This is a genomic window from Shewanella sp. ZOR0012, from assembly GCF_000798835.1.
GTDB lineage: Bacteria > Pseudomonadota > Gammaproteobacteria > Enterobacterales > Shewanellaceae > Shewanella > Shewanella xiamenensis.
The window spans coordinates 1925548-1940644 of record NZ_JTLE01000094.1 but is presented as its reverse complement, the minus strand read 5'-3'; the positions used below and the strand labels follow the sequence as shown (position 1 = coordinate 1940644).

Here is a 15097-nt window from a genome sequence, read left to right as displayed (position 1 = left end):
TAATTCCATAATGGCGAAACAAATTAAGATATAAACCCAAAAACCACCAAAAGACATTTTGTCCACATATCAAGACCCATTTTGTCTCACAATGGCATATTAAGGTTATATAAGGTGTAGATTTAAAGCCGAAACGAAATAAGAGATGGTTAAAAACACCTCATATTTACCAGTTTGGGATGGATAGACAGCTCTCAAAGCTGACAATGTAAAGATTGAATAAAAAAGCATTCATCCTGCGGTGTTAAACACACCTAAAGTACAAAGTGTAAAAACAGCGAAATCGCCGCATAAGATAGACAAAAGGCATAGCAAATCGCTATGCCTTTCACTTTATTGGTCGCTTGCTTCAGCACTTTTCACCCGCAGAGTGGTTATCGGCGCCAAAAACTGTGCATTACAGACTCGGCAATACGCCTTGGGGCAAGTAAGCATTAAAGCTGGCGGTGTACAACAGATCCGTTGCCGCTTCGATATCCGGCGCAAAGTATCTGTCTTTATCATAGTAGGCAACCACTTCGCGCAGCTCGGCCTTCGCCTGTGCCACAGCTTTGCTTGGCATTAATGGTGCGCGGAAGTCCAACCCTTGAGCAGCAGCCAATAACTCAACCGCTAACACACCACGGGTGTTTTCGCTCATATCCCGCAAACGGCGCGCCGCAAAGGTCGCCATAGACACATGGTCTTCTTGGTTGGCCGAGGTTGGTAAACTGTCTACCGAGGCTGGATGGGCGTAGGTTTTGTTTTCAGAGGCTAATGCCGCCGCGGTTACTTGGGCGATCATAAAGCCCGAGTTCACCCCGCCGTTTTTCACTAGGAAAGGTGGCAATTTAGACAGGCTAGAGTCGATGAGCAGCGCAATACGACGCTCTGCAATGGCGCCTAATTCGGCAATCGCAATCGCCAAATTATCCGCAGCCATAGCGACTGGTTCGGCGTGGAAGTTACCGCCAGAGATAATATCGCCAGTATCTTGGAATACCAGCGGGTTATCGGTCACGCCATTGGCCTCAGTGCCTAACACTTCCGCCGCTTGGCGAATTTGCGTTAAGCAAGCGCCTAGCACCTGTGGTTGGCAGCGCAGTGAGTAAGGATCTTGTACCTTTTCACAGTTTGCATGGCTTAAGCTGATTTCAGACTCTTCACCCAACAGATGACGGAACACCATCGCCGAATCGATTTGACCTTTTTGACCACGGGCCGCATGGATACGTGGGTCAAACGGGCTGCGGCTCCCCATGGCCGCCTCAACGCTCATCGCGCCAATCACTGAGCTGGCAGCAAACAAGTCTTCAGCGTGGAACAAGCCTTCCAGCGCCAGCGCGGTAGAAGCCTGAGTACCGTTGAGCAGCGCTAAGCCTTCCTTCGCGGCTAAATCGATTGGCTTAAGGCCAGCGATTTCTAAGCCTTCGGCGGCCGAAATAATCTGCCCTTGATAGCTCATCTCGCCTTCACCCAACAGCGGCAGACACATATGGGCTAACGGCGCTAAGTCGCCAGAGGCACCCACAGAACCTTTTTCAGGCACGCAAGGATAAACCTCGGCATTCACTAAGCTGATAAGGAAGTTAATCACTTCTAAACGGATACCCGAGAAGCCACGGCTTAAGGAGTTGATCTTTAACACCATCATCAGGCGCACAGTGGCGTCCTGCATGTATTGGCCCGTGCCCGCTGCGTGGGATAACACGATAGAGCGTTGCAGTAATTGCAGATCTTCCGGGGCAATCTTAGTGTTGGCCAGCAGACCAAAGCCCGTGTTGATGCCGTAAACGGTACGACCTTCATCCAGCACCTTTTGCACGATTTGCGCGCTGGTGTTGATGTCGTTTATCGCCTCTGGCGCCAGTTCGAGTGTCAGTTTATGGCGGCTGATTTCACGCAGTTGCGCCAGACTTAAGCTGCCGGGCGTTAATACTAAATGGTTGACTGATTTCATTTTTATATCCGTATTCTTGTCGTTGTTTTTCACGGTTTGTGTTGAGTTGTTAGTCTTTAAGCATGGGCAGATCTAAGCCCTGCTCTTTTGCACAGTTTTTGGCGATCTCATAACCCGCATCGGCATGGCGCATCACGCCTGTCGCTGGGTCGTTCCACAGCACGCGGCCAACACGTTTAGCGGCGGCCTCAGTACCGTCACAGACGATTACTACGCCCGAGTGTTGGCTAAAGCCCATACCGACACCACCACCGTGGTGCAAAGACACCCAAGTCGCACCGCTGGCAGTGTTTAGCAGTGCGTTTAGCAATGGCCAATCGGATACCGCATCTGAACCGTCCAGCATAGATTCGGTTTCACGGTTAGGGCTGGCGACTGAGCCTGAGTCTAAGTGGTCGCGGCCAATCACTATGGGCGCCGACAGCTCGCCGTTTTTCACCATCTCATTAAAGGCTTGAGCTAAACGCGCACGGTCCTTTAAACCCACCCAGCAGATACGCGCTGGCAGACCTTGGAAGGCGATACGCTCACGAGCCATATCTAACCAGTTGTGCAGATGAGGATTATCTGGGATCAGTTCTTTGACTTTAGCGTCGGTCTTGTAGATATCCTCAGGATCGCCAGACAGGGCAACCCAACGGAACGGGCCGATACCTTCGCAGAAGAGTGGGCGAATATAAGCAGGCACAAAACCTGGGAAATCGAACGCGTTTTTAACGCCGGTTTCGAAGGCCATTTGGCGAATGTTGTTACCATAGTCTAAGGTCGCAGCGCCCGCCATTTGCAGATCCAGCATGGCTTGCACCTGCACCGCCATCGAAGCTTTAGCCGCTTTAACGACGGCAGCTTCATCGGTTTTACGCATATCGGCCGCTTGCGCCATGGTCCAGCCCTGTGGCAAATAGCCGTTCAGCGGATCGTGGGCAGAGGTTTGGTCGGTGACAACGTCAGGGGTAATGCCACGTTTCACTAATTCTGCAAACACATCGGCAGCGTTAGCTAACAGACCAACTGAAACGGGTTTACCCGAGACATTGGCGTCGTTGATCATAGCCAAGGCTTCGTCTAATGAAGTCGCCTTTTTATCCACATAACGGGTACGCAGACGAAAATCGATACGGGTTTCATCCACTTCGCAGGCGAGCACAGAGAAGCCAGCCATAGTCCCGGCGAGCGTTTGCGCGCCGCCCATACCACCTAAGCCGCCAGTAAGAATCCATTTGCCTTTGGAGATGCCGCCAAAGTGTTGTTTTGCCACGGCAACGAAGGTTTCGTAGGTACCTTGGACAATGCCTTGGGTACCAATATAGATCCACGAACCTGCGGTCATCTGGCCATACATTGCCAACCCTTGTTTATCTAACTCGTTGAAGTGCTCCCAATTTGCCCAATGTGGCACTAGGTTTGAGTTAGCAATCAGCACGCGCGGCGCATCGGCGTGGGTTCGAAATACGCCCACAGGTTTGCCCGATTGCACTAATAAAGTTTCATCGTCTTCGAGGCGTTGTAGGACTTCGATGATTTTGTCGTAACAATCCCAATCGCGGGCAGCTCGGCCGATACCACCGTAGACGACTAAGTCTTCTGGGCGCTCGGCCACATCGGGATGTAAGTTGTTCATTAACATGCGCATTGGCGCTTCGGTTAACCAGCTTTTACAGCTTAATTGGCTACCATGGGGCGCAATAATGCGGCGGCTTGGGTCGTGTCGCTTGTGCATTGAGATGTCCTCTTTCAACCTGTTGAACTCACTTGCCATTAGGCTAAGTGCTATTGTTTTTATTGTGTTTTTCGCTAAACCTAAGGTTAAAGGCATAAGCTCTTAACGGGTTTTCGCGAGTTGTTATTTATTAAAGGTAAGGTGTCCGCCGAGTTTAAAGCGGCTACCTGGGTGTACTAATTTGGCAAAACTCACCACCCCTTGGCGCGACCAAGTTCGGCGTGAAATCTGTAAACAGGGTTCGGTCGCCGGAATGGCTAACCTCTGCTGCAATTCGCTACTGGCAATAATGGCTTCGATGGTGTGGTGCGCCTCGGTCAGCGGCGCCACCTGTGACAGGTATTCATGGGGCGTCTGCTCGCTAAAGTCCTGCTCTAAGTAATCAGGCGCAAAGGCGGGATTCACATAACGCTCCTCGACTTGGAGTGGCACGCCCTGCTCGCAATGCACTAACACCGAATGAAACACCGGACTTCCGAGCTCCAGCGCCAGTGCGATGGCGATAGGCGCGGTAGCGTTTACTTGCTCAAGTGCCAACTGCTGCACACTGTAACCATGACCACGGTCTTTGATTTCGTCGGCAATGTTGCGGATCGCCAGCATGGAGGATTGCGACTTTCGTCCGGCCACAAAGGTGCCCAGCCCCTGTGAACGCTCAAGCACGCCGTTATCTGTTAGCTCGGTCAAGGCACGACGCGCCGTCATACGGCTACAGACAAACAGTTCGGCCAGCTGATTTTCCGAGGGCACGCGGGCATTTTCTTCCCACTCACCAGACTCGATACAACCAATGATATATTGCTTAATTTCTGCAAACTTAGGCGTAGCCAAAACACTTCCTCGGTATAAAAATCTAGAATCTAGGTGCTAGATGCGAGCACACTTTCAAACGTTCAAAATTGCGGCTACAATCCTAGCTTGTATATACAAGTAAATACAAGCTAGCTCACATAACTTTCGATAATAAAGAGTTTGCGGGGCCAAAAAGCCAACGCAGCGAGGGATAACAATGTCTTGGGATCAGGTTTGGATAGACGTTAACGTAGCAACAATGGACCCTTCCATATCAGCACCTTACGGCGCAATTACCCATGCGGCTATCGCAGTAAAAGACGGTAAAATTGCCTGGTTAGGCCCACGCAGCGAGCTGCCCGCCTTCGATGTGTTGTCCATTCCTGTTTACAGGGGCAAGGGCGGTTGGATCACTCCAGGGCTGATTGATGCCCACACCCATTTAGTGTTTGCCGGTAATCGCGCCAACGAATTCGAGCTACGCCTAAAGGGCGCCACCTACCAGGAAATTGCCCGTGCTGGCGGCGGAATTATTTCCACAGTTAACGCCTGCCGTGAGGCCGACGAAGCCGAGCTATTTGACCTCGGGCGCCAGCGTTTAAATGCCTTGGCGAAGGAAGGCGTTACTACGGTAGAGATTAAATCTGGCTATGGGCTAGATACCGAAACCGAACTCAAAATCCTGCGTGTGGCCCGCGAACTCGGCCAACATCATCATGTGGATGTCAAAACCACCTTCCTCGGAGCCCATGCGGTGCCACCCGAGTTTAAAGACAATAGCGACGGCTATGTCGACTTAATCATCAATAAGATGCTGCCTGCGGTGATTGCCGAAAACCTCGCCGATGCGGTGGATGTATTCTGTGAAAACATCGCCTTTAACCTAGAGCAAACCGAGCGCGTACTGAGCGCCGCCAAAGCAGCTGGCCTGCAAGTTAAACTGCATGCCGAGCAATTATCCAATATGGGCGGTTCTGAATTAGCCGCACGTTTAGGGGCTAAGTCGGTTGATCATATTGAATATTTAGATGAGGCTGGCGTTAAGGCCCTAAGTGAAAGTGGCACCTGCGCCGTGCTGTTACCGGGCGCGTTTTACTTTTTGCGGGAAACCCAAAAACCGCCTATCGACTTACTGCGTCAATACGGCGTACCTATGGTGCTCGCCAGCGACTTTAATCCCGGCTCATCGCCCATCTGCTCGACCCTGCTGATGCTGAACATGGGTTGCACCCTGTTCCGCTTAACCCCAGAGGAAGCACTTGCGGGTTTAACACTCAATGCAGCCAAGGCGCTAGGGATTGAAGAGAATGTCGGCAGCTTAGTGGTCGGCAAACAGGCGGATTTCTGTCTGTGGGATATCGCCACCCCTGCACAGTTGGCCTACAGCTACGGCGTTAATCCCTGCAAAGATGTAGTAAAAAACGGTAAGCTAATCCATCAATAATTTCAAAGCTTTGGTCTATTTAACTGCACTCACTCAGTTAAATAGACCTTCTGACAATAGTGACAAGATCTCCTGCACTAGATACATCGCCTAAATACCTAAATTCCAACAGCATAATCTTGATTTAGATGCATTAGGTTAGACCGCCAACACATATCATCTAACACATTGAAATAAAATAAAAATTAAACATTTCATGTGATTTTCTGCAAATAACCACATTTTTATCCTCAAATAGGAAAAATGTCCGTTTTTTTAACGAAAAAATCTTGAATGATTCATCTCTATAAAATGATCTATTACCAGATGATGATGGATGAACCTATGTCAACAATCATGAGTTGTATCGGTATTGCTGTTCTAGTCTTTATTGGGTATCTATTCTCCGAAAATAAACGCCAAATAAAATTTAAAACCATTGCAGGAGCATTAACACTTCAAATTTTACTCGGTGCATTTGTTATGTTTGTACCAGCAGGAGTCACCATCATTGAAGCCATGAGCAGTGGCGTCAACAGTGTAATTGCCTTTTCAAATTCTGGTTTAACCTTTGTTTTTGGCGATCTAGCTAACTATAAATTAGGCTTTGTTTTCGTTATCAACGTACTTTGCGTAGTGATATTTATCTCTGCCTTAATCTCAGTACTCTACTACCTAAAAGTCATGCAATTTATCATTAATATTATTGGTGGCGGACTCTCTAAGATATTAGGTACCAGTAAAGCTGAATCTCTTTCTGCCACAGCAAATATTTTTGTCGGACCAATTGAAGCCCCATCGATGGTTCGACCCTTAGTCAAAAACATGACTCGCTCAGAGTTATTTGCTGTTATGACAGGTGGATTAGCCAGTGTCGCGGGTGGCACTATGGTGGGATATATCAACCTAGGCATTGATCCTAAATATATTCTTACAGCTTGTTTTATGACCGCACCAGCAGGTCTATTATTTGCAAAGCTACTCTGCCCACAAACTGAACAAAATATAGTTAATAATGACAATAAAATCGAAGATGCTGATCAGCCCAAAGGATTATTAGCAGCCATTACTGATGGCTCTTTAATGGGCATGAACCAAGTTATTACTGTAACGGCATTATTAGTATCATTTGTAGCCATTATTGCATTATTAAATGGCATCATTGGTAGTATCGGTAATTTATTTAGTATCGATAAGCTTACATTAGAAATGATTATTGGCTATTTGCTATCTCCATTAGCATTCCTCATGGGAGTCCCTTGGTCTGAAGCAATACCTGCAGCTTCAATTATTGGCCAAAAAATTGCCATTAATGAATTTGTTGCTTATATCAGTTTCTTAGAAGTATCTAATACTCTTTCAGATAAAACACAGGCCATTGTTGTCTTTAGCCTATGTGGATTTGCCAATATTGGCTCACTTGCTATGGTCGTTGGTGGTATCGCTGCCATGTGCCCAGATAAACGAGAACTTATCACTCAAATTGGCCCAAGAGTACTTTTAGCCGCAATCTTGGCCAATTTAATGTCAGGTACTATTGCAGGCGCCTTAGTGTCATTAATGTAATTTAGAGGTGAAACATGTCGACTCCACATATCAATGCGAATCCTGGTGACTTTGCAAAAACAATTATTATGTCTGGTGACCCACTCAGAGCAAAACTTATTGCAGAAACTTATTTAGAGGATGTAAAGGAAGTCACTAATGTCCGTGGAATATTAGGTTTTACTGGAAAATATAAATCTAAAGATATTTCAATTATGGGTCATGGCATGGGTGCACCTTCAGCCTCGATTTATTTTCATGAACTGATGACAACCTACGGTGTTAAAAACTTTATTCGAGTAGGTAGTTGTGGAGCTATATCGGATAATATTCAGCTGAAAGATTTAATTGTTGCCATGGGAGCCTCTACAGACTCCAAAATAAATCGTATTCGCTTTTTAGACCACGATCTGGCAGCCATCGCAAACTTTGACCTGTTACAGGCGTGTGTTGAAGTGTTAAAAACGACAACTGTTAACTATAAGGTAGGCAACGTATTTTCATCTGATCTATTTTATCGACCAAATGAAAATGACTATACCCTGATGGCAAAATACGGCGTACTAGGTGTAGAAATGGAAGTAAACGCTCTTTATGCGCTTGCTGCAGAGCATCAATGCCGCGCACTCGCTCTTTGTACCGTTACAGACCATATTACCCAGCATGAACATTTAACGGCTGACGAACGCAGAACCGATCTCCATGAAATGGTCAAAGTCGCATTAGAAACGGCCATTAAAATTTAATCTATTTAATATGGTTAAAGCGTATTGAATAAATCTTAACTTAATGCGTTTTAACCACTTTCACCAAATTCATACTCCAGGGTAGTGATTGCTATTCAATACTGCGATAGTATACTTGTATACAAATAACATGTTTTGAATATGTAACAAATACTTATGGATGATATCGCTACTATTGTTAAAGCTATTGGTATTGCAGAGATTAAATACCATAAGAACTCCTACTTGCTAAGACAATCTAAGCATGTTTCTGAACTCATATTCTGTGAAAATGCCAACCTAACCGTTTCTTATATAAACTCGAGTGGTAATGAATTCATTCTTAAAGTTGAAGATAATTACTGCGGATTTCTAGGTGAAATGGAGTTTTTCCAAGAAAACAACAGTGCTTTATTTAGCATAAAAGCAAATAAATCCGGCGTAATGTATCGAATATCTAAAGCTAATTTTATAAAAATTGTAGAAAAAGATTCAAATATGTTCATGTATATTACGTCATTAATTACAAAAAGATATAATCGAAATATGCACGAACTTATCAGCAATCTGACACAATCAACAAAAGTGAGTATTATCAACCAAATATTAGAAGCTAAAAATTTAGCAAGCGAAGAACAATTTAAGCTTTCATCAACTCTTGGCGCAAAACGACTCGGAATAACGACACGCTCATACCGTAGAATAATTAACGAACTCATCCAAGAAGGGAAAATCGTAAAATTAAAGCCATTTTATAAAATAATTAACTTGTAGCGATTACTTTTACTCTACAAAAACGTATATTGTTAAAAAACAATGCCTTTAAACACTTGGTATATAAGTGGTAATAATGGCGATTTAACGCAAAATACCATCCGCGCATCAAGCGTATAACTAAGCAATCGCGCGGGCGGATTCATACTCACGTGAAACATTAGAAACCGTATTTTTGACTTACATCCACTAACAATGCCTGCCATTTAGGATAGTTTAATAACTCTCCATTCCATGGCGCCATAGTCTTTTCTATTTCTGGTTTTTGGCCTTGCTTTAACTGATACAAATAGGCAAACGCTGAGGCACGATAATTAGCAAGGCAATGAACTAACACATTTTTCCCCTTATGCTGATCCATTACTGTAAAGAAGGCTTCAACATCTTCTACTTTAGGGTTTTGCCAATCCACGGGAATATACACATAGTCCATTCCGGCCTGAGTCACGAGTTTTCTTTCATCTGGATGGGCATCTTTGCTATTGTCCGGCATAAGGTTGATCACTACATCCACACCTGCCTGTTTAAGCTGCGTAAACTGTTGCTCACTCGGCAAGCCAGAACTTAATAACTGTGGCGCTTGCAGCTGTAATGCTCTCACATCTTTTATATTTTCAACCGATTTAAATTCAGTCGTGATATTTGTGGCATTCGCCAGTGGAGACCCTATAAGCAGTGCAAAAACAAGGCTCGAAAGTGCGGTTTTTCTCATCAACAACTCCTTAGTCAACATAAACATCAACGACTTACTTAATCCTCTGATAATCCCTTATCCGCTAAGTTCAGTAAAATCACTCTGGATGTAAAAACCTTTGAGCAAGCGCTCATTTTTAATATTACCTAGGACAACTTTTCCCAGATACAACGCAAAGACAGCAATTAATCGCTCAATCACAAAAATTAACCACTGAATGGCAGCAACCTCAGCGAGATGTGCCCCAATGGTATTGCCTATCTGTCCCAGAGGCCATGATGAATAATGCTTTCTCAGTTAGACATGAATTAGGTGCTTTGCTGTTTTATGTGGATGGGAATCCACTTGAAAGCCACCTATTTGAAAATGGCTGCCGATTATAATGATCGATAAGGATTTCCTTAGTCCCCCACTTCCCTTTTCACTCCAGATTATCAATAAAACTAGTAACAAAATTTATGCAGTTTGAGTGCAATAAACTGTTAGGATAATCGTTCAAATTTGAGCTTGATCACACTAATCACGGTTTAACGCTTGCGGCACAAGTCCAACAACGGATTTGCCACAATGTTTTTTGTATGAGTAACCTGATGAAAAGAATAGTAAATGCTTTAATTCTGGCCATGTTAGCAACGGGCTGTAGCGATCCAAACCCAACACAGACTAATCAAACCGCTGAGCAGACCAAGGCCGAAAAGGCCGTCCCAGTATTGAGCCTTAAGCAGCAACTCGCGCCAATCACCCAGCGTTATTTTGCCCTTAGACCCGAAATCGCCACCTATTATGGCGTGGCCGAGGATGAGGCAGGCAAGGATGTACTCTCTAAACTGACCGATTACAGCCCGTCGGGTGAAAATCATCGCCGTAAAGCGCTTAAGGCCATATTAACCGAACTCAATGCTATCGATGCCAGCCAGCTTAGCGTCTCGGAGCAAGTGAGTTTAGGATCAATAAAATCCGAAATCGCCGGCGCCCTGTTGCCTGCCGAAACCGTGGCCTATGGCACTATGCTCGGTGAATACGGTATTTGGTTTTTACCTTATGTCGTCAATCACTTATCCGGGCTGCATGTTGAGTTTCCGAGCTATATGGAAGATAAGTTTGCAGTCACCACCCCAGAGCAAGCTAAGGCCTATCTCAACCGTTTAAGCATGTACCCTGCCGCCATGGGTACAGTTATCGATAAGCTGGATCAAGATGTGCAAATGGGGGTAATCCCACCCGATTTTATTATCGATAAGACCATAGCTGGCTTACAGCAACAGTTAGTCCACCATGCCAACAAGCATCCCTTGGTCAGCAGTTTTAAAGCCAAATTAACCGCCGCCCAAGTACCTGAAAGTGAGGCGTTGGCGAACTCTGCCACCGAACTGGTGGAGACTAAATATTACCCTGCCACGCGCCAGTTGATTTCCGCACTACAAGCTGTGCGTCTCAAGGCCACCCATGTGGCGGGACTTGGACACCAACCTCAGGGCGCGAAACTCTATAAGGCGATGATTAAACACCTCGCCAATTCAGATAAGACCCCAGATGAGATCCACCAACTGGGATTAGATGAAGTCGCCCGCATTACCGCCGAGATGGATGTGTTACTCAAACAAGTGGGTTACCGCAAAGGCACAGTTGGCGAGCGCATGCAGCGACTACTCAAGGATCCTAAATATATCTACCCCAACACTGCCGAGGGCAAACAACAAATAATGACAGACATTCACGGCTATCTGGCGAAAGTGAATGCCAAATTACCGTTGTGGTTTGGGCAGTTACCAAATCAAGAGGTTGCGGTTGAAGCCGTACCCGATAGTCGTGCCGCCGCAACCAGCGGTGCATTTTACGATGCGCCATCACAGGATGGTTCGCGTAAGGGTACTTTTTGGATAAGCCTGTACGATATGGCAGCGCTGCCCTCCTATTCGCTGCAAACCTTAACCTATCACGAGACCAATCCCGGCCATCATCTACAGACCCTTATCGGTCTGTCGGATACCTTGCCGCTGCTGAGTACCATTTTTTACTCCAATGCCGCAGGTGAAGGTTGGGCGCTCTATGCCGAGCGGTTAGCCGCCGAGATGGGCATGTATCAGGATAATCCGATTAACGATCTTGGCCGCTTGCAGTCCGAGTTACACCGCGCGGTGCGCTTAGTGGTCGACACAGGTTTGCATGCCAAGGGATGGAGTCGTGAGCAAGCCATTGATTATGCAGTTGCGACTGAGGGAATACACCGCTCAGAAGCCACGTCCGAAATCGAGCGCTATGTGGTTTGGCCGGGACAAGCCTTAGGTTACAAGTTGGGCGAGCTGAAAATTATCGAACTGCGAGCTAAGGCCAAACAAGCCTTGGGCAATAAGATGGATATCAAAGTCTTCCACGACAAACTGCTCGAAAATGGCGCCTTGCCCTTAGATTTATTAGAGCAAAAGATGGATCAGTGGCTCGAGTCTGCTAAGACGGCCAATGCTACTGAGACCAAGGTTTAGTTCGGGTAAAACCGCTCACATCATCTTAAATCGGGGCAGCTTAGGCGGCCCCTTTGTTTTTAGGGCTCCCTTTATTTTTACGGCTCCCTATGCTTTTACGTTTCAGGTTAATCCGCAAAGCGACGCTGATACTTGCCGCTTAAATAGCGGATCACCACAAAACCGACAATACCTGGCAGTGTCCACGACAACAGACGCAAATTACCATGGTCGATAAACAAACGGCTGCCACCAAAGGCGAAAAAGGCGGTGTAGCAGGCGATACCCGAGCCAATCATCGCGCCTAAATGCTCTATCCACCATTCTAATTTAGTCAAAGTCGCCTTAACGCTATAGCGCAGGAATCCCGCCCCAACCGTAGTGCCTAATAGGCCGAAAATCACCGCGAGGATCAGCTTTTCTTGGTATCCCCATAGCGCCATCACAGGGCCAAGTAGCGTTAAGCTCAGCATTAACGACAAATGCAGCGGCGATTTTAATTGCTGACGCTGCGCCTTATAACGCAGAACCAACACGCCATGCCTAACGGTTACGAGAGTTAACAAGCTTATATAGATGAGAAATATCCAAGCATTTTTACGATCCGCTATCTGCACAGCTAAAGCATCGGCGTTGGCCGCAGGCTGTTTAATCACCGCGAGCGGATCAATGAGGCCTGTTGTTGCCATCGCCACGCCCGTCGCCGCCACTGTGTACATGGCATAGACATAATAACGGCCAAAACGACTGTGATTCGCGCTGCCCTTTTTCAGCATGGCAGGCATCCAAAATAACACTAATGCCAATGCGCCCGCGGTAATATGCACAAATAGCGACAGGGTGAAAATCGTGTTCATCATCTTGCTCCATCAAAGTTGAAGCTTGATAGTAACGAGCACGGGGAGTCATCCATAAGTGCCAAAAGTCATGTTTTATGGGACTGCATATTGCCTAGCATGACATGCTTATAACAGGTATTTGACTCTTTTATGGATTTTGATTAATCCGAAGCTTTGTTTTAATGACCAGAAATAACGTCGGGATCTGTAACACTACAAATGCACCCGCTAAGCCTTTTACTGAAAAAGTAGCAGACCCTGATAAAATAAGTACCGCTGATAAAACAAGCCAAATCATAAAGAAAAATGAACCATAGCCAATCAGCGATTTAAACACTATTTGATTATCTGGCGACATACATTCCTCTAAATTTACGAGCCTGACTACAGCCCGGTATGCTTATCAAGTTTCAAAGTATCGATGATCGAGAAGGTATAACCTAGCTCGGTGAACATCCACTCGATATTGAGCTTAAAATCGATGGGGCGATCTAAATCGAGTTGATTGATAAAGAAATGGTGTTTAGTCGGGATCTTTATCAGTAATTGTTTTTGATAGAAACAGGCTTCAACTTCGGCATTTAATTCGCGACTAAGGACTAAGAGATTCTCCATCATCAAAGGATTGAGTAAGTAGCGCGCCTCGACTTGGTCGCTGCTATACACCTCAAAGCAACGCTCAAACCGCACATCCTCAAGCTTGACCCGCGACAGCTTTGTCTTAAACCCCTCAATTCGATTTTTTAAACTGCCCTTATCCGTGACTAACAAGGTAGTAGCGTTGAATCGCTTAGGAATATTGCACACCAGCAGTACACCATTGAAGACGGTTTCCCGATCAACCGAACCATTATCGTTCGATTTAGTGTTGTAAGCATCAACTTCGTAAAACTGGAACGGCACCTTGTTATAGGTTCCCTTAAGGCAATTTTGCGCATACTGCTTATCGGTTTTAGGCAGTAGCCCCAGCTCAAGGAAGAGAGAGAAATCGACCTTAGGCGCCCTCGTTAGCGCAAAGTCATCGCCAAAATACTTAAGGCTAATGGGATAGAGTTTTTCAAAGGCAGCATTATAGAGTTCATCGCTTTCCTTACCCGAGGCAATGACCACTAGGGCTATCACGGGAACGGGCAGAAACGCGCCAATCATCAAAGGCACAAAATAATCCATAGGCACCAGCATAAACTGCACCCCGAGCAGCCCAGCAAATGCCCCTAAAATCACCGTGATGCATAGGTAGTAGATTGGGGTGGTGAACTTGGCATTTTTACGCCGCCTTTGGTTTACGCCTTCACGTTTTGCTTCAAACGGTGCACATTTGGGGGCGATTTTTTGTTTGTAATACTTCAGAAAGGGAATGCGGTGCTCTTCGGGAATATCAAATTCAATCGAACTCATTGACTCCTACTCTTTACGACTCAAATCCATTTAGGCCGATGATTTTACGAATTTTATTCCTGTAAGGCCAGTTTAAGGCCTACAAATGACCCATTAAGCCTGAGCAAGCCTGCGGCCACGGCGTTGCAGTAAGCCAAAAATAATCAGCACACCAAAGGCGGCGCTAAAGAGAGTTAAAGCTCTAGCTACACCGTAAAAGTCCGTGAGATTAAAGGAAACCCCATCCGCCCACAGCACCAATAAACCCAGTGGCATTTGCATCGCCACCGCAGTGTACCAATCGAATGGTAATCGAGGGAAAAGCCGCTGATAGCTAAATAGCATCAGCCCAGAGAGCAGCAATAATAAGCCCGCATCATGGGCAGCTAACCCCAGATAAACCGGACTAGTGGGGCTAAGATTATCGACGCTCCCGAGCAAGGCATGCATATAGCCAGCACTGGCAACCAGTGCAAAACTCGTAAAGCTCAATACCGCCAACAGAATACCTAAGCCTAATGCGGGTAAATATTTCATAAACAGCCTCATCATTGCTACGCGCTCAATCCAATCTTTAAATCGTAAAGGCGCACAAATTCAGTCGAAAGAGAGTAAAGCAACAATAACAGCCAAAATTTCCCTTAGCTATTAAGACCATAGTCTTATGTCGACAACAAACTGCTGGATTATAAACAGCATAATTCCCCACACTAGATCCAGTATTTCACCGATATCCACTAGATAAGCCTCTAAAATTACTCATTTAATTGATTTTCAGCCAAATGAGTTAGTGATATGGCGCACATT

Annotated in this window: 13 protein-coding genes; 5 read left to right on the top strand and 8 right to left on the bottom strand. The window is 46.0% G+C overall.

Annotated elements, in window-relative coordinates:
• Positions 1–397: 397 nt before the first annotated feature.
• From hutH to hutC, 3 genes are all read right to left on the bottom strand, one after another.
• Positions 398–1939: a histidine ammonia-lyase gene (hutH, locus tag L976_RS10105; RefSeq protein ID WP_047536462.1), complete on the bottom strand. Its 1542-nt coding sequence runs from the start codon at positions 1937–1939 to the stop codon at positions 398–400.
• A 49-nt stretch (positions 1940–1988) separates the two neighbouring features.
• Positions 1989–3659: a urocanate hydratase gene (gene hutU / locus L976_RS10100; protein WP_047536460.1), complete on the bottom strand. Its 1671-nt coding sequence runs from the start codon at positions 3657–3659 to the stop codon at positions 1989–1991.
• A 123-nt stretch (positions 3660–3782) separates the two neighbouring features.
• Complete coding sequence (hutC, locus tag L976_RS10095) at positions 3783–4490, bottom strand: histidine utilization repressor (RefSeq protein WP_047536458.1); 708 nt, start codon at positions 4488–4490, stop codon at positions 3783–3785.
• Between the two features lie 178 nt (positions 4491–4668).
• Between hutC and hutI the strand changes: the two genes are divergently transcribed.
• From hutI to L976_RS10075, 4 genes are all read left to right on the top strand, one after another.
• Positions 4669–5895, top strand: coding sequence for an imidazolonepropionase (gene hutI / locus L976_RS10090; protein ID WP_047536456.1), 1227 nt, complete (start codon positions 4669–4671; stop codon positions 5893–5895).
• A 324-nt stretch (positions 5896–6219) separates the two neighbouring features.
• Positions 6220–7440, top strand: a complete 1221-nt coding sequence (locus tag L976_RS10085; protein ID WP_047540364.1) for a NupC/NupG family nucleoside CNT transporter — start codon at positions 6220–6222, stop codon at positions 7438–7440.
• 14 nt (positions 7441–7454) lie between these two features.
• Positions 7455–8165, top strand: a complete 711-nt coding sequence (gene deoD, locus L976_RS10080) for a purine-nucleoside phosphorylase (protein WP_047536455.1) — start codon at positions 7455–7457, stop codon at positions 8163–8165.
• Positions 8166–8321: 156 nt separating this feature from the next.
• Positions 8322–8918, top strand: coding sequence for a Crp/Fnr family transcriptional regulator (locus L976_RS10075; protein ID WP_047536454.1), 597 nt, complete (start codon positions 8322–8324; stop codon positions 8916–8918).
• A gap of 160 nt (positions 8919–9078) precedes the next feature.
• On the opposite strand, the gene L976_RS10070 is transcribed toward L976_RS10075, so the two are convergent.
• Positions 9079–9630 (bottom strand): protein tyrosine phosphatase family protein, encoded by a 552-nt coding sequence (locus L976_RS10070; protein ID WP_047536453.1) that lies wholly within the window; start codon positions 9628–9630, stop codon positions 9079–9081.
• Between the two features lie 572 nt (positions 9631–10202).
• Between L976_RS10070 and L976_RS10065 the strand changes: the two genes are divergently transcribed.
• The gene (locus tag L976_RS10065; protein WP_231570490.1) at positions 10203–12095 is read left to right on the top strand and encodes a DUF885 domain-containing protein; all 1893 of its coding nucleotides are present in this window, start codon (positions 10203–10205) and stop codon (positions 12093–12095) included.
• Positions 12096–12202: 107 nt separating this feature from the next.
• Here L976_RS10065 and L976_RS10060 read toward each other — a convergent pair whose 3' ends face one another.
• The 4 genes from L976_RS10060 to L976_RS10045 form a co-directional block, all read right to left on the bottom strand.
• On the bottom strand, positions 12203–12931 hold the full coding sequence (locus L976_RS10060; RefSeq protein ID WP_156143250.1) for a hypothetical protein: 729 nt from the start codon (positions 12929–12931) through the stop codon (positions 12203–12205).
• A gap of 130 nt (positions 12932–13061) precedes the next feature.
• The gene (locus L976_RS10055) at positions 13062–13271 is read right to left on the bottom strand and encodes a hypothetical protein (RefSeq protein WP_037416240.1); all 210 of its coding nucleotides are present in this window, start codon (positions 13269–13271) and stop codon (positions 13062–13064) included.
• 26 nt (positions 13272–13297) lie between these two features.
• Positions 13298–14311 (bottom strand): DUF3137 domain-containing protein, encoded by a 1014-nt coding sequence (locus L976_RS10050; protein WP_047536447.1) that lies wholly within the window; start codon positions 14309–14311, stop codon positions 13298–13300.
• 93 nt (positions 14312–14404) lie between these two features.
• Complete coding sequence (locus L976_RS10045; protein ID WP_037416234.1) at positions 14405–14827, bottom strand: hypothetical protein; 423 nt, start codon at positions 14825–14827, stop codon at positions 14405–14407.
• Positions 14828–15097 lie beyond the last annotated feature (270 nt).

Bases quoted from the DNA above. Each gene is read 5' to 3' on its own strand.
- L976_RS10050 (WP_047536447.1), bottom strand. From the start codon at position 14,311: ATGAGTTCGATTGAATTTGATATTCCCGAAGAGCACCGCATTCCCTTT.
- L976_RS10070 (WP_047536453.1), bottom strand. From the start codon at position 9,630: ATGAGAAAAACCGCACTTTCGAGCCTTGTTTTTGCACTGCTTATAGGG.
- L976_RS10065 (WP_231570490.1), top strand. From the start codon at position 10,203: ATGAAAAGAATAGTAAATGCTTTAATTCTGGCCATGTTAGCAACGGGC.
- L976_RS10055 (WP_037416240.1), bottom strand. From the start codon at position 13,271: ATGTCGCCAGATAATCAAATAGTGTTTAAATCGCTGATTGGCTATGGT.
- deoD (WP_047536455.1), top strand. From the start codon at position 7,455: ATGTCGACTCCACATATCAATGCGAATCCTGGTGACTTTGCAAAAACA.
- L976_RS10045 (WP_037416234.1), bottom strand. From the start codon at position 14,827: ATGAAATATTTACCCGCATTAGGCTTAGGTATTCTGTTGGCGGTATTG.
- L976_RS10060 (WP_156143250.1), bottom strand. From the start codon at position 12,931: ATGAACACGATTTTCACCCTGTCGCTATTTGTGCATATTACCGCGGGC.
- L976_RS10085 (WP_047540364.1), top strand. From the start codon at position 6,220: ATGTCAACAATCATGAGTTGTATCGGTATTGCTGTTCTAGTCTTTATT.
- hutH (WP_047536462.1), bottom strand. From the start codon at position 1,939: ATGAAATCAGTCAACCATTTAGTATTAACGCCCGGCAGCTTAAGTCTG.
- L976_RS10075 (WP_047536454.1), top strand. From the start codon at position 8,322: ATGGATGATATCGCTACTATTGTTAAAGCTATTGGTATTGCAGAGATT.
- hutU (WP_047536460.1), bottom strand. From the start codon at position 3,659: ATGCACAAGCGACACGACCCAAGCCGCCGCATTATTGCGCCCCATGGT.
- hutI (WP_047536456.1), top strand. From the start codon at position 4,669: ATGTCTTGGGATCAGGTTTGGATAGACGTTAACGTAGCAACAATGGAC.